Origin of the sequence: Actinoplanes regularis (assembly GCF_900188005.1) — a bacterium.
In the GTDB taxonomy this organism is placed as follows: domain Bacteria; phylum Actinomycetota; class Actinomycetes; order Mycobacteriales; family Micromonosporaceae; genus Actinoplanes; species Actinoplanes regularis.
In genome coordinates this window covers 360878-378167 of sequence record NZ_FZNR01000001.1, presented here as the reverse complement: position 1 = coordinate 378167, position 17290 = coordinate 360878, and the positions used below count along the sequence as shown (strand labels likewise).

The following is a 17290-nucleotide window of genomic DNA, read 5'->3' as shown; positions in this document are numbered from 1 at the left end:
CAAGGAAAGGCTGGAAGTGATGTTCTCCCGTAAGCGCGGTGGCGCCAAGCACGTTCGCGCGGCCGACGCGCCGCCCTCCAAGGCGCTCGCCCAGAGCCTGGCGGCCGACGGGGAGCCCCCCGCGCCCGAGTTCGGCCCGTGGGACGTCAGATACGCCCCGGCCGATGTGCAGCGGCTCGATCTGGGCAGCCTGCAGATCCCGGCGATCGAGGGCGTCGAGGTGCGGGTGCAGGCCAACCCGGACGGCGCGGTCGAGCAGATCGTCCTGGTGGACGGTGACAGCGCCCTGCAGCTCGGGGTTTTCGCGGCACCGCGCACCGAGGGCATCTGGGACGAGGTACGCGAGGAGATCGTCACCGCGATGACCTCCGACGGCGTCCAGGCGCACGAGGTGGCCGGGCGGTACGGCACCGAGCTGGTGGCCCGGGTGAACACCCCGGACGGCCCGGCGGACGTGCGGTTCGTCGGTGTGGACGGCCCGCGCTGGATGCTCCGGGCGCTGTTCCAGGGCGCCGCGGCCGCCGACCCGTCCCGCGAGGGTGCGCTCGGCGTGGCGCTGCAGGGTCTGGTCGTGGTCCGCGACGAGGAGCCCCGGCCGGTCCGGGAGCCGCTGCCGCTGCGGCTGCCGCGTGAGATGGCGGAACAAAACCCCACACAGCAGGTCTGAGGCCAGAGCGGGTTACCGTGAAGTCATGACCATCGAGGAGCGCACCGGCCTGCGCCGATTCCTGGACCGGTTGACCGCCACCGACTCCGAGCTGGATGCCCAGGAGTTGCAGCGGGACGCGGTCAAGTGCGGCGCGATGCCAGCCGGCGACTGCCGGCGTGGACAGGTCGTTTCGGTGTCCGGGCGACTGCGCACCGTGGCGTACACTCCACGAACCAACCTGCCCACCCTGGAGGCCGACCTCTGGGACGGCAGCGACGTGGTCACGCTGGTCTTCCTGGGCCGTCGGTCGATCTCCGGCATCGAGCCCGGCCGCCAGCTCACCGCGCGTGGCCGGATCGCGATCCGGGATGACCGCAAGGTCATCTACAACCCGTACTACGAGCTGGAGGCGCCGCGGTGACACCCGGCAACGAGCCGCGTCACGTGGCGCACGAAACCGTCGAGGAGCGGCTCGCCGAGGACATCGTCGAGGAGCTCGACCTGCACCCGGTGCCTCAGCGGGACGAGGAGGAGCCGCTCCCGCCGCTGAGCGAGCAGATCGCCGAGCAGCTCGGCGGCGTGCGCGGGCTGATCGAGTCGAGCATTCCGGTGCTCGCCTTCGTGGTCTTCAACGTGCTGCTCGGCGAGTCCGTCGTGGGCCTGGAGAAGCGCACGGCGCTGCTCTGGGCCATCGTCGGGTCGGTCGGTTCGGCCCTCGTCATCGGCGGCGTCCGACTGGCCCGCAAGCAGCCGATCCGGCACGCGGTGAACGGGCTGTTCGGCATCGCGCTGGGCGCGTACTTCGCCTGGAAGAGCGGCGACGCGAAGAACTTCTACCTGCCCGGCATCCTGCTCACCTTCGCGCAGGCGGGGGCGCTGCTGCTCTCGGTGGTGTTCCGGAAGCCCGCGATCGGGTACGCGTGGGGCATCATGGCGAACAAGGGCCGGCAGGACTGGTTCGACAACGCCCGGCTGTTCCGGACGTTCCAGTGGCTCACCCTGGTCTGGGTGGCGTCGCTGGCCCTGCGCGCGGGGATCCAGTTCTACCTGTGGAAGCTCGGTGAGGCGAATGCCCTCGGCATCGTCCGGATCCTGGTGAGCTGGCCGATCTACGCCGCGACGTTCGCCTTCACCGCCTGGGCGATCCACCGGGTCACGTCGGCCCAGCAGTCCGAGCTGAAAGAGGCCTAGCGCTATTCGGTCGTGGTACCCAGCACCACGGCGCGGACCTGGTCCTCCACCTCCGAGGTGCACACGAAGATCAGCTCGTCACCGGCCTCCAGCGGGTCGTCCGGCGTGGGCACCACCACCCGCTTGCCGCGCAGGATGGCGACCAGCGCGGAGTCCCGGGGCATCGGCACCGACCGCAGCGGCTGCCCCTCGTAGGGCGCGTTCCTCGGCAGGGTGATCTCCACCAGGTTGGCCTCACCCTGCCGGAACGTCATCAGCCGGACGAGGTCGCCGACCGTCACCGCCTCCTCGACCAGGGCGGCCATCAGGCGCGGCTTGCTGACCGACACGTCGACGCCCCACTGCTCGGTGAAGAGCCATTCGTTCTCCGCCCGGTTCACCCGGGCCACCACCCGGCCGACCGCGAACTCGGTCTTGGCCAGCAGCGACACCACCAGGTTGACCTTGTCGTCGCCGGTCGCGGCGACCACCACGTCGCAGGACGCGACGTCGGCCTCCTCCAGGCTGCTCAGCTCGCAGGCGTCGGCGAGGATCCACTGCGCTCGGGGCACCCGCTCCGGGCAGAGCTGGCGGGGCTGCCGCTCGATCAGCATCACCTCGTGGCCGTTGCCGATCAGCTCCTGAGCGATGGACCGGCCGACGTTGCCGGCTCCCGCGATCGCGATGCGCATGTCAGTGCCCTTCGTTTCCGGTGCGCCCGGCGATGTCCAGAACCTTGCCCACGGTGTCGTCGGTGACCAGCATGAAGACCTGGTCGCCGTCCTGCAGCACGAGGGACGGCTGGGCGAGGGCGCCGACCCCGAAACGCAACAGGTAGGCCACCCGGGCGCCGGTCCCCTCCTCCAGGGACTTCAGGGTCCGGCCCACCCAGTCCCGGTGCAGCGGCACCTCGACGATGCTGACCACGCTGGTCGGGTCGCGGAAGACCTCGTTGTGTTCCTCGGGCAACAGGAAACGGAACATCCGGTCGGCGGCCCAGCGGATCGTGGCGATCGTCGGGATGCCGAGCCGTTCGTAGACCTGGGCCCGCTTGGCGTCGTAGATCCGGGCGACCACCCGGGAGACGCCGAACGTCTCGCGGGCCAGCCGGGCCGAGATGATGTTCGAGTTGTCGCCGCTGGAGACGGCCGCGAACGCGTCGGCCCGCTCGATGCCGGCGGCCCGCAGCACGTCCCGGTCGAAACCGATGCCGTTCACCGTGAGGCCACCGAAGTCCGAGCCGAGCCTGCGGAAGGCCTCGGCGTTCTGATCGATCACGGCGACCTGATGGCCCCGCTTGTCGAGGCTCTGCGCCAGCGTGGAACCGAGCCGGCCGCACCCCATGATCACCACGTGCACGGTTCGTGCCTTCCCATATCGCCTACCGTCCTCGATGAGCCTGCCATGCCGCTCTGCTGCGCGGTGTCCGGGGCGGCCAACGCGGCGAGACGTGCGGCCGTACCCTTCACTCGTGGCAAGTACCACCTCCCTAGCCAAGCGGCTGCTGCTCGGCCGGCCGTTCCGTTCCGACAAGTTGCAGCACACGCTGCTCCCCAAGCGGATCGCTCTGCCGGTGTTCGCCAGCGACGCCCTCTCCAGCGTGGCGTACGCGCCGGACGAGATCCTGCTGACCCTCTCGATCGCCGGAGCGGCCGCTTTCGCGTACTCCCCGTGGGTAACGCTCGCGGTCGCGGTGGTGATGGTGACCGTGGTCGCCAGCTATCGGCAGAACGTGCACGCCTACCCGTCCGGCGGCGGTGACTACGAGGTGGCCACGGTCAATCTCGGGCCGCGGGCCGGGCTCGGGGTGGCCAGCGCGCTGCTGGTCGACTACATCCTCACCGTCGCGGTCTCGGTCTCGTCCGGGGTGAACAACCTCGGCTCGGTCGTTCCCTGGGTGGCGGACAACCGGGTCGCCGTCGCGATCGCGGCGGTCAGCGTGCTCACCGCGCTCAACCTGCGTGGCCTGCGGGAGGCCGGGATGGCGTTCGCCATCCCGACGTACCTGTTCATCATCGTGATCCTCGGGATGATCGCGACCGGCGTCTTCAAGATCTTCATCCTCGGTCAGGATCTGCGCGCGCCCAGCGCGGGCCTTACGATCACCGCCGAGGAGCACCACCTCACCAGCTTCGCCTTCGTCTTCCTGCTGCTGCGGACGTTCTCCTCGGGCTGTGCCGCGCTCACCGGCGTCGAGGCGATCTCCAACGGCGTGCCCGCCTTCAAGCCGCCGAAGAGCAAGAACGCCGCGACCACGCTGATGATGCTGGGCGGCCTGGCGATCGTGATGCTGGCCGGCATCGTCCTGCTGGCCAACAAGACCCATCTGCAGTACGTCGAGGACCCTGCCACGCAGATCGTGTCCGGCACCGGGTTCTACGAGCAGAAGACGGTCACCGCGCAGCTCGCGCAGACCGTGTTCGGCGCGGACTCGTTCCTCTTCATGGTGACCGGCGCGATCACCGCGCTGATCCTGTTCCTCGCGGCGAACACGGCGTTCAACGGCTTTCCGGTGCTCGGCTCGATCATGGCCCAGGACCGTTACCTGCCCCGGCAGTTCCACACCCGTGGTGACCGGCTGGCCTTCAGCAACGGCATTCTCTTCCTGGCCATCGCCGCGGTGGTGCTGATCGTCGGGTTCCAGGCCGAGACCACCCGGCTGATCCAGCTCTACATCGTCGGCGTGTTCGTGTCGTTCACCCTGTCGCAGGGCGGCATGATCCGGCACTGGAACCGGCTGCTGAAGATCCAGCGCGATCCGGAACGCCGGCGTCAGATGATCCGTTCCCGGGCGATCAACACGTTCGGCATGGGCCTGACCGGCGCGGTCCTGATCGTGGTGCTGATCACCAAGTTCCTGCTCGGCGCGTGGATCGCGATCGCCGCGATGATCCTGTTCTACGTGCTGATGCTGGCCATCCACCGGCACTACACCCGGGTCTCCGAGGAGCTGCAGCCCACCGAGGAGCGGCCGGTGCTGCCGTCCCGCAACCACGCGGTGGTGCTGGTCAGCAAGGTGCACCTGCCGACGCTGCGGGCGGTGGCCTACGCGCAGGCCACCCGGCCGGACACGATCACCGCGGTCACGGTCAACGTCGACGACAAGGACACCCGCAACATCCAGGCCGAGTGGGAACGCCGCGAGCTGCCGGTCCCGCTCACCGTCGTCGACTCGCCGTACCGGGAGATCACCAGGCCGATCATCGACTTCGTGAAGAGCGTGCGCCGCGCCTCGCCGCGCGACGTGGTCACCGTCTTCGTCCCGGAGTACGTGGTCGGCCGCTGGTGGGAGAACCTGTTGCACAACCAGAGTGCGTTGCGCATCAAGGGCCGGCTGCTCTTCGAGCCGGGTGTGATGGTGACCAGCGTGCCGTGGCAGCTGCGCTCCAGCCAGGACCGTGACCTGGACCGGCTGGACCGTGGGCTGAGCCACGCGCCGGCGCGTGGCCCTCGGGTCCGGCCTGCGGATGTCGCTTCCGCCACTGCCACGTCCGATTCCGATCAGAGCGGCGGCGAGCAGTCTTGACGACCCCCATGGATGATCTCGTCGAGGGCGACCGGATCGAGCTGACCGTGGGCGCGCCGGCGCACGGCGGGCACTGCGTGGCCCGCTTCGGCGGCCCGCACGGCCGGGTGATCTTCGTCCGGCACGCGCTGCCCGGCGAGCGGGTCACCGCGGAGATCACCGAGCGGCACCGCGGCTACCTGCGCGCCGACGCGGTGGAGATCCATGAGGCGTCCCCGGACCGGGTCGAGCCGCCCTGCCGCTTCGCCCACCCGGGCGGCTGCGGTGGCTGCGACCTCCAGCACGTTTCGGCCGACGCGCAGTTGCGGTGGAAGACGCAGGTGGTCCGGGAACAGCTGAGCCGGTTGGGCGGGCTGACGCCCGAGGAGCAGGACAAGATTTTCGTACGGACGGAGCCGCTCGGCACCGGGCTCCTGAACTGGCGCAGCCGGATCCGGTACGCGGTCGACGCCGCCGACCGCCCCGGGCTGCTTCAGCACAGGTCACACCAGGTGGTGCCGATCGACCGCTGCCTGATCGCCCACCCGGCGATCCAGGAGCTGGATCTGCTCCGGCGCTCGTGGCCCGGCTCCGCCGCGCTCCAGGCGGTCGCCTCCAGCGGCGGTGACGTCGTCACGCTGGAGCGCCCGGCCGGGACGTCCGGTTCCGCGGACGGAGACCCCACGGAGGAACCGAACGGGACCGGGCTCGCCCGGCTCTCCGGCCCGGAGCGGGTCACCGAGGTCGTCGGCGGCCGCACCTGGGAGATCCCGCCGGACAGTTTCTGGCAGGTGCACCCGGAGGCCGCGGCGACGCTGACCACGGCGGTGCTGGAGATGCTGCGGCCGGCCGAGGGTGAGGTCACTTGGGACCTGTACGGGGGAGCGGGCCTGTTCGCCGCCGCCGTGGCCCCGCTGACCGGCGCGCGGACCACGGTGGTCGAGTCGTCCCCGGCCGGGGTGGCCGCGGCCCGTGCCAACCTGGCCGACCTGCCCCGGGTCGAGGTGGTCCAGGCCGCGGTCGAGACGGCGCTGAGCCGGCGCCGGATCGCCGGGCCGGTCGATCTGGTCGTGCTGGACCCGCCGCGGGCCGGTGCGGGCGCCGGGGTGGTCCGGGGCATCGCGGCGGCGGAACCCCGGGCGGTCGTCTACGTGGCGTGCGATCCGGCGGCGCTGGCCCGGGACGTGAAGACGTTCCGGTCGCTGGGCTGGCAGCTCGCGGAGTTGCGCGCGTTCGACTGCTTCCCGATGACTCAGCACGTCGAGTGTGTCGCCCTCTTCCTGCCCGCCTGACGCCGCTCTCCGGAGCCGGTCCCGGCGATCGTGAGCGCCGGCCGGCCGGGCCGGGGAGGGGCGGCCGGCTCGCCGGGTGTCCGGAGAGCCGGCCGGGAGGTCACGGGTTGGCGCGCTCGGCGGCGCTGACGGCGTTGCGGAAGAGCATGGCGACCGTGGTGGGGCCGACCCCGCCGACCCGTGGCGTGATGGCGCCGGCCACCGCGGCACAGGACTCGTCGACGTCGGGCAGCAGGCGGCGGCCCTCGTAGCGGACGCCGGCGCCGATCACGGTCGCCCCGGGCTTGACGTGTTCCGGCTGGATGATGCCGGGGACACCGACCGCGGCGATCAGGATCTCGGCGCGCCGGGTGTAGCGCGGCCAGTCCTTGACCCCGGTGTGCACCACGGTGACGGCGGCGTTCGCGGTCGGGCGCTTCTGCGCGAGCAGCATCGCGAGCGGGCGACCCAGAGTGGCGCCGCGACCGAGAATGACCACCTCGCGGCCGGCCACCTCGATGCCGTGGTGCGCCAGCAGCGCTTCGATGCCGGCCGGGGTGCAGGGCAGCGGGCCCGGCAGGCCGACCGCGAGCCGGCCCATGTTGAGCGGGTGCATCCCGTCGACGTCCTTGTCCGGGTCGAGGGTCTGCAGCGCCGCGTCGTAGTCCAGGTGGGCCGGGATCGGGTACTGGATCAGGACGCCGTGCACGTCCTTGTCGTCGTTGAACTCGGCGATCACCTTGAGCAGGTCGTCCTGGGTGACGTCGCCGCTCAGGTGCCGGTGCGGGGACTCGAAACCGAGCTCGCCGGCCTGCTTCTGCTTGATCCGGATGTAGCCGGCGCTGGCGTCGTCGTCGCCGACCAGGATGGTGGCGAGGCTGGGCCGGATGCCGCGCTCCTTGAGGCGGGCGACCCGGTCGCGGACGTCGGCCAGGACGGCCTCGGCGACCGGCGCGCCGGGCAGGAGGCGGGCGCCGGTGGTCTCGATGGTCATATGTCTGCTCCTCGGCCGGGGAGCCCAGGCGGTCGACTCCCGTGACGAGCTCCCCGATGGTTCGACCATCCTCGTGCCGCCAGTCGCTGCTTGCCTCCCAGGATGCCGGATGCGGTAGCCCGGCGGGCGGCCGGGGTGCCGGAAAGAACCACCCGACGGCGGGTCAGGAGCTCGCGGTCGAAGCCGTGCCCGGTTGCGGCGCGGAGGTGGGGGAGGCGGTGACGGCGGAGTGCGGATCGTCGTCGAAGCTGGACTCGTCGAACGGAGCGGCGCCGGAGAGGACCCGCTCGACCTGCTCGCGGTCGATCTCCCGGGTCCAGGTGCCGATCAGGACCGTGGCGACCGCGTTGCCGGCGAAGTTGGTCAGGGCGCGGGCCTCGGACATCAGGCGATCGATGCCGACGATCAGGCCAACGCCTGGGACCAGGTCGGGGCGGTGGCTCTGCAGGCCGCCGGCGAGCGTCGCCAGGCCGGCGCCGGTGACACCGGCGGCGCCCTTGGAGGCCACGATCATGAAGAGCAGCAGGCCGATCTGCTGACCCGTGGAGAGCGGCTGGTCCAGTGCGTCCGCGATGAAGAGCGAGGCCATGGTCAGGTAGATCGCGGTGCCGTCCAGGTTGAACGAGTAGCCCGTGGGCACCACGATCCCGACCACCGGCCGGCTGACGCCCAGGTGGCCCATCTTGGCGATCAGCCGGGGCAGCGCCGACTCGGACGACGACGTGGAGAGGATCAGCAGGAACTCGCGGGCCAGGTACCGCAGCAGCCGGAAGATCGACATCCCGGCGGCCAGCCGGAGCAGCAGCCCGAGGACCGCGAACACGAAGATCGCACAGGTGATGTAGAAGCCGGCCATGATGGCGGCCAGGCTCTTCAGCGCGTCGAAGCCGGTGGCGCCGACCAGCGCCGCCATCGCGCCGAACGCGCCGATCGGCGCCAGCCACATGATCATCGCGAGGATCTTGAACACCACCCGCTGGGCCAGCGCGACCGCCTGGATCACCGGCTCGCCACGCGGACCCAGCGACTGCACGGCGAACCCGACCAGTAGCGCCACCAGCAGCGTTTGCAGCACCTGGGTACTGGTCAGCGCGGAGATCAGGGTGTCCGGGATGATGCCCAGGACGAAGTCGACGCCCCCCTCGGCCTGCTTGCTCACCTGGGCCGTGCCGGTCCGCGCGACCTCCTCGCTCAGGTGCAGGCCGGATCCGGGATGCAGGATGTTGCCGACGACCAGGCCGATCGCCAGGGCGACGGTCGACATGATCAGGAAGTAGCCGAGGGCCAGGCCGCCGACCCGGCCGACCTGGGCGGCCCGCCGGATCGAGCCGACGCCGAGCACCAGGGTGCAGAAGATCACCGGGGCGATCATCATCCGGATCAGGGCGACGAAGCCGGTGCCGAGCGGCTTGAGCTCGATCGCGAAGTCCGGGAAGAGGAAGCCCACGGTGATCCCGAGGGCCATCGCGAGAAGCACGGCGAGGTAGAGGAGGTGGCTGCGGTCCCGGCGCCGCGGGGCATCGACGGACATGCATGCACCGTACTCGTAACTGTGAATCGAATCACTGCCTACCACGGAAAACCTCATCCGTCTGGGGATTGTGAAGGTGGTGTGGAGGATTCGGGACCTGTCCGTTCACTCCAGGTCGCGGCCGGACGGCACCCCGATAGACTGCTTCCTCATGAGCGACTCCCCCTCGACCCCGGCCGGCCTGCTGTCGGCCGTCACCGATCCCGGTGCTCTCAAGCGGCTGACCCCGGAGCAGTTGACCCTGCTCGCGGCCGAGATCCGTGACTTCCTGGTCGCCAAGGTGTCGCGGACCGGGGGCCACCTCGGCCCGAACCTCGGTGTGGTCGAGATGACCCTCGCGATGCACCGGGTCTTCGACTCGCCCCGCGACAAGATCCTCTTCGATACCGGTCACCAGGCGTACGTGCACAAGATCGTCACTGGTCGCCAGGAGGGCTTCGACCTGCTCCGCCAGCGAGGTGGCCTGACCGGCTACCCGAGCCAGGCGGAGAGCGAGCACGACCTCATCGAGAACTCGCACGCCTCCACCGCCCTCTCCTACGCCGATGGCCTGGCCAAGGCGTTCGCGCTGCGCGGCGAGGACCGGCACGTGGTGGCCGTGGTCGGTGACGGCGCGCTGACCGGTGGCATGTGCTGGGAGGCGCTCAACAACATCGCCGCCACCAAGAACAGGCTGGTCATCGTCGTCAACGACAACGGCCGGTCGTACGCACCGACCATCGGCGGCCTCGCCGACCACCTCTCCACCCTCCGGCTGAACCCCGGCTACGAGAAGGTGCTCGACCTGGTCAAGGACGCGCTCGGCTCGACCCCGGTGGTCGGCAAGCCGGTCTTCGAGGTGCTGCACGCGGTCAAGCGCGGCATCAAGGACGCGATCAGCCCGCAGCCGATGTTCGAGGACCTGGGCCTGAAGTACATCGGCCCGGTGGACGGCCACGACCAGCAGGCGATGGAGTCCGCGCTGCGGCGGGCCAAGGGCTTCAACGCGCCCGTCATCGTGCACGCGGTCACCCGCAAGGGCTACGGCTACCGCCCCGCCGAGCAGGACGAGGCGGACTGCCTGCACGGCCCCGGCGCGTTCGACCCGCAGACCGGCGCGCTCACCGCGAAGCCGTCGCTGAAGTGGACGAAGGTCTTCGCCGAGGAGCTCGTGAAGATCGCCGACGAGCGGCCGGACGTGGTCGGCATCACCGCCGCGATGGCCGAGCCGACCGGCATCGCCACGCTGGCCAAGAAGTACCCCGAGCGGGTGTACGACGTCGGCATCGCCGAGCAGCACGCCGCCACGAGCGCGGCCGGCCTGGCGATGGGTGGCCTGCACCCGGTGGTCGCGGTCTACGCGACGTTCCTGAACCGCGCCTTCGACCAGGTCCTGCTCGACGTGGCGATGCACGCCCTGCCGGTCACCTTCGTGCTGGACCGGGCCGGCGTCACCGGCCCCGACGGCCCGAGCCACTACGGCATCTGGGACATGAGCGTCTTCGGCGCGGTCCCCGGCCTCCGGCTCGCCGCGCCCCGGGACGCCGCCACCCTGCGCGAGGAGCTGCGCGAGGCGGTCGCGGTCGACGACGGCCCGACCATCGTGCGCTTCCCGACCGGCGCGGTCGCCGCAGACACCCCGGCGCTGCGCCGGGTCGGCCAGGTCGACGTGCTGCGTGAGACCGAGCCCCGCCCGGACGGGCGCAGGGACATCCTGGTGGTCGCGGTGGGCTCGTTCGTGGGCCTCGGCCTGGACACCGCGGAGCGGCTCGTGGAGCAGGGCTACAGCGTCACCGTCGTCGACCCGCGCTGGGTCCGCCCGGTGCCGATCGAGCTGACCGGCCTGGCCGCCCAGCACCGTCTGGTGGTGACCCTGGAGGACGGCATCCGCACCGGTGGCGTCGGTGACGCGGTGGCCGCCGCGCTGCGTGACGCCGGGGTGCCCGTGCCGCTGCGCGACTTCGGCGTGCCGGCCGGCTTCCACCCGCACGGCACCCGTGCCGAGATCCTCACCTCGCTCGGTCTGACCGCGCAGGACATCGCCCGGGACGTGACCGAGTGGGTCTCCCGGCTGGACGCGGGCCACCCGGTGGAGCAGCCCGCGCTCTGACAGAAGCACGACGGGCGGCTCCGTTACTGAACCGTTAGATTTGACGGATGGGTGCGGAGCCGTTCGGCGAGCCGGTCGTCATCGACCTCGGGCTCGGCCGGGGTGAGCCGGAGACCTACGAGCGGCCCTGGCGGGCCGCCGCCCCGCGCTGGTTCACGCCGGTCCTGGTCGCGGTGCTGCTGCTGGTCAGCTCGGCCGCCTCGGCGACCCTGCCGAAGCCGCCGCTGACCCCGTTGCTGCGGATCCCGATGGGCCCCGCCGACCCTTACGCGATCCCTGACGCCGGTCGGCTGCTCATCCAGACCTCCGGCCTGGTCACCGCGTACGACCTGAGCACCGGAGCGCTGCGCTGGCAGGCCGACGGGACGACCCCGGTCTATCGGCTGCGCACCGGCGACGGCCTCCTGCTGACGCAGCCGTGGACCGGCGGCCGCCCCTCGGACGGCACCGCCGCGATCTCGCTGACCACCGGAGCCAAGGCCTGGGACAACCCGCGCAGCGTGATCACCTTCACCGGCAGCGACGCGCTGCTCGCGGTGACCGGGACGCGCAGTCTCTCCGGCAGCAACCGCCGTGTGCAGGGCCTGATCGAGGTGCTCGACCCGATCACCGGAACCAGCCGCTGGCAGCTACGGGTGCCGTCCACCGCGGTGGTGCTCGGCGTGCCCGGTCCCGCCGACACCAGCCCCCGGATGCTGGTGGTCCGCGACGACCGGACCGCTGTCCTCTACGACGTCGCCGACGGCCGGCTGCTGGCCACCCGGGATCTGCCGGCGGCCAACTACGGCCCGGAGAACCCGGTGGTGGCGGGCGGGGTCGTGCTGCTGCGGCATCCCGGGCTGAGCGGGATGGAGGTCTCCGCGTACGACCCGGTGACGCTGCGTCCGCTCTGGAGTGAAGTCGCCGACGGCACCTTCGAGGTACGCGCCTGCGGCCTGCTCGCCTGCCTCCTCGGCCAGTACGGCGTGCACGCCGTCGACCCGGAGACCGGGGACCGGCGCTGGACCCGGGCCCGCTGGCAGGCCGTCGAGGAGCGTGGCTCCGTCCTGCTGGCCTACCCGGACACCGACATCAGCCGGCCGGTCGGCCTGGTGGACAGCGTGACCGGCCGGGTGCTGGTCGACCTGACCGGCTGGCTGCCGCTGGCCGGGGCGAACAGCGCCGGCGACCTGCTGGTCATCCGAGAGGTGCCGGTCGGCGCGCGTACCATGGTCGCGGTCGCCGACCAGGTCACCGGACATCTGCGGCCGATCGCCCTGCTGCCCGCCGGGACCGGCGACTGCGAGGCTGCCCCCGGCCGGCTGATCTGCCGGGAGATGATCGGTGAACTGGTGGTGTGGGCCTACGACGAGGCAGTCGGCCCGGGCTGAGCAAGGCCGTACGGGAAAGGACGGGGTGTGGCGCTGATCGAGCTGGACCGCGAAGCCCACCTCGACCCGCCGCACGCCTCGCGCCCCCCGCTCTCCGCCTATCGCCGCACCGGCCTGCTGCTGGCCCTGGTTCTGCTCGCCGTCCTGGGCGGCGCGGCGCCCGCCGCCGCCATCCGCTGGCGCTATCTCGGCGCCGTCACCGCCTCGATCGCTCCGGACGGCCCGATCCAACTCGCCGGTGGCCGGCTCTACACCGTCGACAGCACCGGGCGGGAGCCGTCCGTCACCGCCTGGGGCCCGGCCGCCCCGCCGGTCCGGCTCTGGACGATCGAGGTCCCGGCCGGTGGCGAGCGCGGCATCATCCCGGTCGCCTCGGTGACCGTCCGGCAGGCCGGTGAGGTGGTGCTGTTGACCGCCGGCGTCGCCACCACCGCGGTGGACGCGGACACCGGCCTGATCCGCTGGTCCTCCCCGATCGCGGTGACCGTGCTCCCGGGCAGCGGCATCGGCGTCACGGTGGACCGGGTGTTCCGCCCCGGCACCGAGTACGACCAGGAGTCCGGCGATCCGGGCCCGCTCTACTTCTCGGCCACGGGCGAGCCGCACACCGAGCCGCCGCTGCGCACCGAGGTCCGCGGCCTGGATCTGAGCGACGGGCGGACTCTCTGGACCTCAACGCCGGGCGGTTCGGTGACCGTCGACCAGGTGCCCGGTGCCGAGCCGGCCGTGCTGATCACCTCGTCCCGGCGGCTCACCCTGGTCGCCGGCCGGACCGGGAAACCGCTTCGGGAGACCGAGCTGCCGCAGTTCGCCGGGCAGGGGCCGGCCAGCGGCTCACTGCTCGGCGACGTCGCCCTGATCAGCTATCAGAACCCCGGCCGGCAGGTCGCCTTCGAGGCCCGGACCCTGCGGCAGCTGTGGTCCCGCAAGGTGCCGGAGCTGGTCGCCGACCCGGCCGACTGCCAGGACGTGCTCTGCGACGGCGAGCACGGCGACCTGCGGGTGCTCGACCCGGGCACCGGGCAGGCCCGGTGGCGGGTGCAGGAGGACGTCGACCTGGCGATCCGCGCCGGCTACGTGCTGGAGACGGACGCCGCCTCGGGCGAGCCGGTGCGGCTGGCCGACCCGCGCACCGGGGAGCTGCGGGTGGACCTGGCCGGCTGGGCCGGGCAGGTGGGCGGGGCGGCCGACGAGCCGCTGCTGCTGAGCCGTAAGGAGAAACGGGACGGGCGGGTGTTCGCAGCGGTGGTGCCCGGACACGCGGAGATCCACCGGCTCGGGGTGGCCGGCAGCGGACTCGGGGAGTGCGACTCGGACGCGTACTACCTGGTCTGCCGGTCGTCGGGCGGACTGCGGATCTGGGCGTACCGGGTCTAGCGATCAGGCGCCGGCGCTGGGGGTGCCGGCGTTCTCGTCGGTGCCGATGTCGCAGATCTGCAGGACGTCCATCAGGCCGTTCTGCGCGGGGATTCCGAAGGTGTCGCCCGCCCGCTGGTGATCGTCCGCCATCGCGATGAACGCGTCGTGCAGCTTCTGATCGGTGGTGTCCTCCGCGATCTCGCGGTAGGCGGTCGCCTGGGCTCCGTAATACGCCGCCCAGATCTTCTGGCGCTCCGCCTCCGGCAGCGGCTCGCCCTTGCCCTTGCTCTGCACCGCCCGCCGCATCTCCTGCGCCTCCGGCGCGGCCGTCCGGCTGCCCAGCATGAATTGCTTCTGGGTCTCGAGCCAGCGCTCGCACGGGGTGCCCTCGGGCTTGTCGCCGGTCAGCCCGCAGCCGCTCAGGAGCAGCGTGGCAGTCACGGCGGCAGCAAAGACGATTTTCACAGGTGGCACTGTACGTGATCAGCGCCGCGGTGCCGGTCGGGCCGGGTCAGCGCGGTCCCCGCGTTTGGCGGCTTCGGTAGCCTTCAGCTACGGCCGGCGGGGCCGCCCAGCGGTTACGGAGGTCTGCGATGCGCGTGCTGGTGGTGGAGGACGAGCGGACGATGGCCGACGCCATCGCTCGCGGTCTGCGACGGCACGGGATGGCGGTCGACGTCGCGTACGACGGACTGGAAGGCCACGAGATGGCCTACGTGACCCGTTACGACGTGGTGGTGCTGGACCGCGACCTGCCCGGCATGCACGGTGACGAGATCTGCGCCGCCCTGGTGGAGTCCGGTGCGCTGACCCGGGTGCTGATGCTCACCGCCAGTGGCTCGGTCGCCGATCGGGTGGAGGGTCTGCAGCTCGGGGCCGACGACTACCTGCCCAAGCCGTTCGCCTTCGACGAGCTGGTGGCCCGGGTGCAGGCGCTGGGCCGGCGGGCCACCCCGCCCGCGCCACCGGTGTTCAGCGTCGGCAACGTGGTCCTCGACCCGGGCCGCCGGGCGGTGACCCGCGGCGAGGTGCCGGTGGAGCTCACCAACAAGGAGTTCGGCGTGCTCGAGGTGCTGCTCAAGGCGGGCGGCGCGGTCGTCTCCAGCGAGGAGTTGCTCGAGCGGGTCTGGGACGCGAACACGGATCCCTTCACCACCACGGTCCGGGTGACCGTGATGACCCTGCGGAAGAAGCTCGGGGATCCGCCGCTGATCGAGACCGTCGTCGGCGCCGGTTACCGGGTCGTGACCACGTGACCGTTTACCACGGTCAACAGGGTCAGCTGCAGAGCGTGCTGCACCGGCTGCTGCGGCCCACCCTGCGGTTGCGGCTCACCCTGCTGAACGGGATCCTCCTGGTCACGGCCGGTGCGGTGCTGGTGATGCTGGCCTGGCTGCTGGTCGACGAGTCCCTGCACCCGGCCGACGAGCTGCGCGCCGGCTCGACCGTGACGCTGAAGAACGGCAGCGTTCATGAGGCGCGGTCCTGGCAGACCGAGATGATCGATCAGGCCTCCGACCAGCTGCTGATCAAAGGGCTGAGCGCGCTGGTCGCGATCGGCATCATCGGGACCGCCGGTGGATACCTGCTGACCCGCCGCGCCCTGCGTCCCCTGCACAACGTCACCCAGACCGCCCAGCGGCTCGGCGAGGAGACGCTGGACCAGCGGATCCGGTACGCCGGGGCGGACGACGAGGTGGCCGAGCTGGCCCGGACGTTCGACGCGATGCTGGACCGGCTGGCGGGAGCGTTCGAGTCGCAGAAGCGGTTCGTCGCGAACGCCTCGCACGAGCTGCGCACCCCGCTCGCGGTGATGCGGACCGAGATCGACGTGACGCTCAGCGACCCCGAGGCCGACGTCGCCGAGTACCGCCGGATGGCCCGGGTGGTGCGCGACGCCTCGATGCGGGCCAACGGCCTGGTCGACGCCCTGCTGGTGCTGGCCCGCTCCGAGGCGCAGTCCGGCCGGCGGCTGGTCCGCAAGGTGCCGGCCGACCTGGCCACCAGCGCCTACAACGGGCTGTCGGCGGTGCGGAACGAGGCCGAGCGGATGCGGCTGGAGGTCACCACGGAGCTCGAGGCGGCCCCGGTGGTGGGCGACCCCAGTCTGCTGGACCGGCTCGCCGGCAACCTGGTCGAGAACGCGATCCGGTACAACCACCTGCTCGGCCGGCTCTGGCTGCGGACCACCTCGGTGGGCGGGCAGGCCCGGCTGATCGTCGGCAACACCGGGCACGAGGTGGATCAGTCCGAGGTGCCGGGGCTGTTCGAGCCGTTCCGGCGGGGCGGCTGGGAGCGGACCGGATCGCGCGGCTCCGGCCTGGGGCTCTCGATCGTCCGGGCGGTGTGCGACGCGCACGGCGGCACGGTCTCCGCGGTCGCCCTGCCCGACGGCGGGCTGGAGGTCACCGTCTCGCTGCCGGCCGCGGACACCACACCTGTGGTGGCCGCGACCGCCAGCGTGCCGAGAAGCGGCGGTTAGCTGGTCTTCTCGAGCTCGGAGCGGAGGGAGATGAACTCCTTCTGCGTGGTGCTCTTGGTGGCGTTGTAGAAGAAGACCACGCCGACGCTGCCGTCGTCGGTCCAGGCGCAGATCGCGACGTCCATCCCGGAGATGCTGCTGTCGCCGCACTTGGCCACACCACCGAGCGGGCCCGCGTCGACGTCGGTGACGTTCTCCGCCGTGATCCCGGTCAGGGTCAGGTTGGTGAAGTTCTTGTTGAGCTCGAGCTTCGGGTTCGGGATCGGGGCGGCGACGGCGATCGCCATCACCATGTCCTTCTTGGCGGGCTCACCGTAGAACGCGCCGACGGACTGTGTCGCGCCCGGGTAATCCTTGAGCAGACCGGCCTTCATCGTCTTGGTGACCTCGGTGAACTCCGCGCTCTCCAGCTTCTCCCGGCCACCCAGCGTTACCGGCTCAACCACGGTGATCTTGGCGGCGGCGGCCTTCTTGTCGTCGTCGTTCTTCTTGGCCAGAAGGCCGACCACGGCGAGACCACCGACGCAGAGCACCAGTGCGATGGCCACCGAGAGCAGGACGATCAGCAGGGTCCGAGACTTCTTCGGCGGTGCGGGGGGCGGGAATCCCGGCGCGCCGTAGGCCGGCTGAGGGTACCCGGAGTAGCCCGGAGCGGGCGGCGGATAGCCCGGGGCCGGCTGCGCCTGATCCGGCGTGGGCTGCGCGTAGGCCGGGGTGAAGGGCAGCGTCGGCGGTTGGTCCGGGGCCGGGTCGTGCGAAGGCACGTTCGGGTTCGGCACACCGGGGAAGGGCTGGCCGGCGTAAGGGTCCTGCGACATTGACAACTCCATGATCAGGGGTGACGTGGCGCAGCCTATCCGCCCCGTACGA

The 17290-nt window shown here is 71.5% G+C and carries 16 protein-coding genes and 1 riboswitch; of the genes, 10 read left to right on the top strand and 6 right to left on the bottom strand.

Going from position 1 to position 17290, the window contains the following annotated elements; genetic code table 11:
• The first annotated feature begins 19 nt into the window (after positions 1 to 19).
• The 3 genes from CHC09_RS01595 to CHC09_RS01585 are packed head-to-tail and all read left to right on the top strand — an operon-like array spanning position 20 to position 1840.
• Positions 20 to 667, top strand: a complete 648-nt coding sequence (locus CHC09_RS01595; RefSeq protein ID WP_089291123.1) for a DUF3710 domain-containing protein — start codon at positions 20 to 22, stop codon at positions 665 to 667.
• A 25-nt stretch (positions 668 to 692) separates the two neighbouring features.
• Positions 693 to 1070, top strand: a complete 378-nt coding sequence (locus CHC09_RS01590) for an OB-fold nucleic acid binding domain-containing protein (RefSeq protein WP_089291122.1) — start codon at positions 693 to 695, stop codon at positions 1068 to 1070.
• A gap of 23 nt (positions 1071 to 1093) precedes the next feature.
• Positions 1094 to 1840: a DUF3159 domain-containing protein gene (locus tag CHC09_RS01585; RefSeq protein ID WP_239138098.1), complete on the top strand. Its 747-nt coding sequence runs from the start codon at positions 1094 to 1096 to the stop codon at positions 1838 to 1840.
• Between the two features lie 2 nt (positions 1841 to 1842).
• Here CHC09_RS01585 and CHC09_RS01580 read toward each other — a convergent pair whose 3' ends face one another.
• Positions 1843 to 2511, bottom strand: a complete 669-nt coding sequence (locus CHC09_RS01580; RefSeq protein ID WP_089291120.1) for a potassium channel family protein — start codon at positions 2509 to 2511, stop codon at positions 1843 to 1845.
• 1 nt (position 2512) lies between these two features.
• Positions 2513 to 3178 (bottom strand): potassium channel family protein, encoded by a 666-nt coding sequence (locus CHC09_RS01575; RefSeq protein ID WP_089291119.1) that lies wholly within the window; start codon positions 3176 to 3178, stop codon positions 2513 to 2515.
• Between the two features lie 112 nt (positions 3179 to 3290).
• Here CHC09_RS01575 and CHC09_RS01570 point away from each other — a divergent pair, with 112 nt between their 5' ends.
• Both CHC09_RS01570 and CHC09_RS01565 read left to right on the top strand, forming a co-directional pair.
• The gene (locus CHC09_RS01570) at positions 3291 to 5345 is read left to right on the top strand and encodes an APC family permease (RefSeq protein ID WP_239138099.1); all 2055 of its coding nucleotides are present in this window, start codon (positions 3291 to 3293) and stop codon (positions 5343 to 5345) included.
• An 8-nt stretch (positions 5346 to 5353) separates the two neighbouring features.
• Complete coding sequence (locus CHC09_RS01565) at positions 5354 to 6616, top strand: class I SAM-dependent RNA methyltransferase (protein ID WP_089291117.1); 1263 nt, start codon at positions 5354 to 5356, stop codon at positions 6614 to 6616.
• 100 nt (positions 6617 to 6716) lie between these two features.
• Here CHC09_RS01565 and CHC09_RS01560 read toward each other — a convergent pair whose 3' ends face one another.
• Both CHC09_RS01560 and CHC09_RS01555 read right to left on the bottom strand, forming a co-directional pair.
• Complete coding sequence (locus CHC09_RS01560; protein ID WP_089291116.1) at positions 6717 to 7589, bottom strand: bifunctional 5,10-methylenetetrahydrofolate dehydrogenase/5,10-methenyltetrahydrofolate cyclohydrolase; 873 nt, start codon at positions 7587 to 7589, stop codon at positions 6717 to 6719.
• A 15-nt stretch (positions 7590 to 7604) separates the two neighbouring features.
• Positions 7605 to 7686, bottom strand: a riboswitch (ZMP/ZTP riboswitch).
• Positions 7687 to 7752: 66 nt separating this feature from the next.
• On the bottom strand, positions 7753 to 9120 hold the full coding sequence (locus CHC09_RS01555) for a cation:dicarboxylate symporter family transporter (protein WP_089291115.1): 1368 nt from the start codon (positions 9118 to 9120) through the stop codon (positions 7753 to 7755).
• Positions 9121 to 9271: 151 nt separating this feature from the next.
• Here CHC09_RS01555 and dxs point away from each other — a divergent pair, with 151 nt between their 5' ends.
• The 3 genes from dxs to CHC09_RS01540 are packed head-to-tail and all read left to right on the top strand — an operon-like array spanning position 9272 to position 13956.
• Complete coding sequence (gene dxs, locus CHC09_RS01550; RefSeq protein WP_089291114.1) at positions 9272 to 11209, top strand: 1-deoxy-D-xylulose-5-phosphate synthase; 1938 nt, start codon at positions 9272 to 9274, stop codon at positions 11207 to 11209.
• A gap of 47 nt (positions 11210 to 11256) precedes the next feature.
• Positions 11257 to 12579: an outer membrane protein assembly factor BamB family protein gene (locus CHC09_RS01545; RefSeq protein ID WP_089291113.1), complete on the top strand. Its 1323-nt coding sequence runs from the start codon at positions 11257 to 11259 to the stop codon at positions 12577 to 12579.
• A gap of 27 nt (positions 12580 to 12606) precedes the next feature.
• Positions 12607 to 13956 (top strand): outer membrane protein assembly factor BamB family protein, encoded by a 1350-nt coding sequence (locus CHC09_RS01540; protein WP_089291112.1) that lies wholly within the window; start codon positions 12607 to 12609, stop codon positions 13954 to 13956.
• A 3-nt stretch (positions 13957 to 13959) separates the two neighbouring features.
• Here CHC09_RS01540 and CHC09_RS01535 read toward each other — a convergent pair whose 3' ends face one another.
• The gene (locus tag CHC09_RS01535; RefSeq protein ID WP_143232185.1) at positions 13960 to 14403 is read right to left on the bottom strand and encodes a YdgH/BhsA/McbA family protein; all 444 of its coding nucleotides are present in this window, start codon (positions 14401 to 14403) and stop codon (positions 13960 to 13962) included.
• Between the two features lie 128 nt (positions 14404 to 14531).
• On the opposite strand from CHC09_RS01535, the gene CHC09_RS01530 reads away from it, so the two are divergent.
• Entirely contained in the window at positions 14532 to 15194 is a 663-nt protein-coding gene (locus tag CHC09_RS01530) for a response regulator transcription factor (RefSeq protein ID WP_089291110.1), read from the top strand.
• Positions 15191 to 16420, top strand: a complete 1230-nt coding sequence (locus tag CHC09_RS01525; RefSeq protein ID WP_089291109.1) for a sensor histidine kinase — start codon at positions 15191 to 15193, stop codon at positions 16418 to 16420. Before CHC09_RS01530 ends, CHC09_RS01525 begins: the two co-directional genes overlap by 4 nt.
• Here the strand turns inward: CHC09_RS01525 and CHC09_RS01520 are convergent.
• Positions 16417 to 17238, bottom strand: a complete 822-nt coding sequence (locus tag CHC09_RS01520; RefSeq protein ID WP_089291108.1) for a hypothetical protein — start codon at positions 17236 to 17238, stop codon at positions 16417 to 16419. The two genes, CHC09_RS01525 and CHC09_RS01520, sit on opposite strands and share 4 nt — an antisense overlap.
• Positions 17239 to 17290: the final 52 nt, after the last annotated feature.

Coding starts and splice junctions, on each gene's coding strand:
- CHC09_RS01580 (WP_089291120.1), bottom strand. CDS start 2,511: ATGCGCATCGCGATCGCGGGAGCCGGCAACGTCGGCCGGTCCATCGCT.
- dxs (WP_089291114.1), top strand. CDS start 9,272: ATGAGCGACTCCCCCTCGACCCCGGCCGGCCTGCTGTCGGCCGTCACC.
- CHC09_RS01565 (WP_089291117.1), top strand. CDS start 5,354: ATGGATGATCTCGTCGAGGGCGACCGGATCGAGCTGACCGTGGGCGCG.
- CHC09_RS01595 (WP_089291123.1), top strand. CDS start 20: ATGTTCTCCCGTAAGCGCGGTGGCGCCAAGCACGTTCGCGCGGCCGAC.
- CHC09_RS01560 (WP_089291116.1), bottom strand. CDS start 7,589: ATGACCATCGAGACCACCGGCGCCCGCCTCCTGCCCGGCGCGCCGGTC.
- CHC09_RS01555 (WP_089291115.1), bottom strand. CDS start 9,120: ATGTCCGTCGATGCCCCGCGGCGCCGGGACCGCAGCCACCTCCTCTAC.
- CHC09_RS01545 (WP_089291113.1), top strand. CDS start 11,257: ATGGGTGCGGAGCCGTTCGGCGAGCCGGTCGTCATCGACCTCGGGCTC.
- CHC09_RS01520 (WP_089291108.1), bottom strand. CDS start 17,238: ATGTCGCAGGACCCTTACGCCGGCCAGCCCTTCCCCGGTGTGCCGAAC.
- CHC09_RS01530 (WP_089291110.1), top strand. CDS start 14,532: ATGCGCGTGCTGGTGGTGGAGGACGAGCGGACGATGGCCGACGCCATC.
- CHC09_RS01590 (WP_089291122.1), top strand. CDS start 693: ATGACCATCGAGGAGCGCACCGGCCTGCGCCGATTCCTGGACCGGTTG.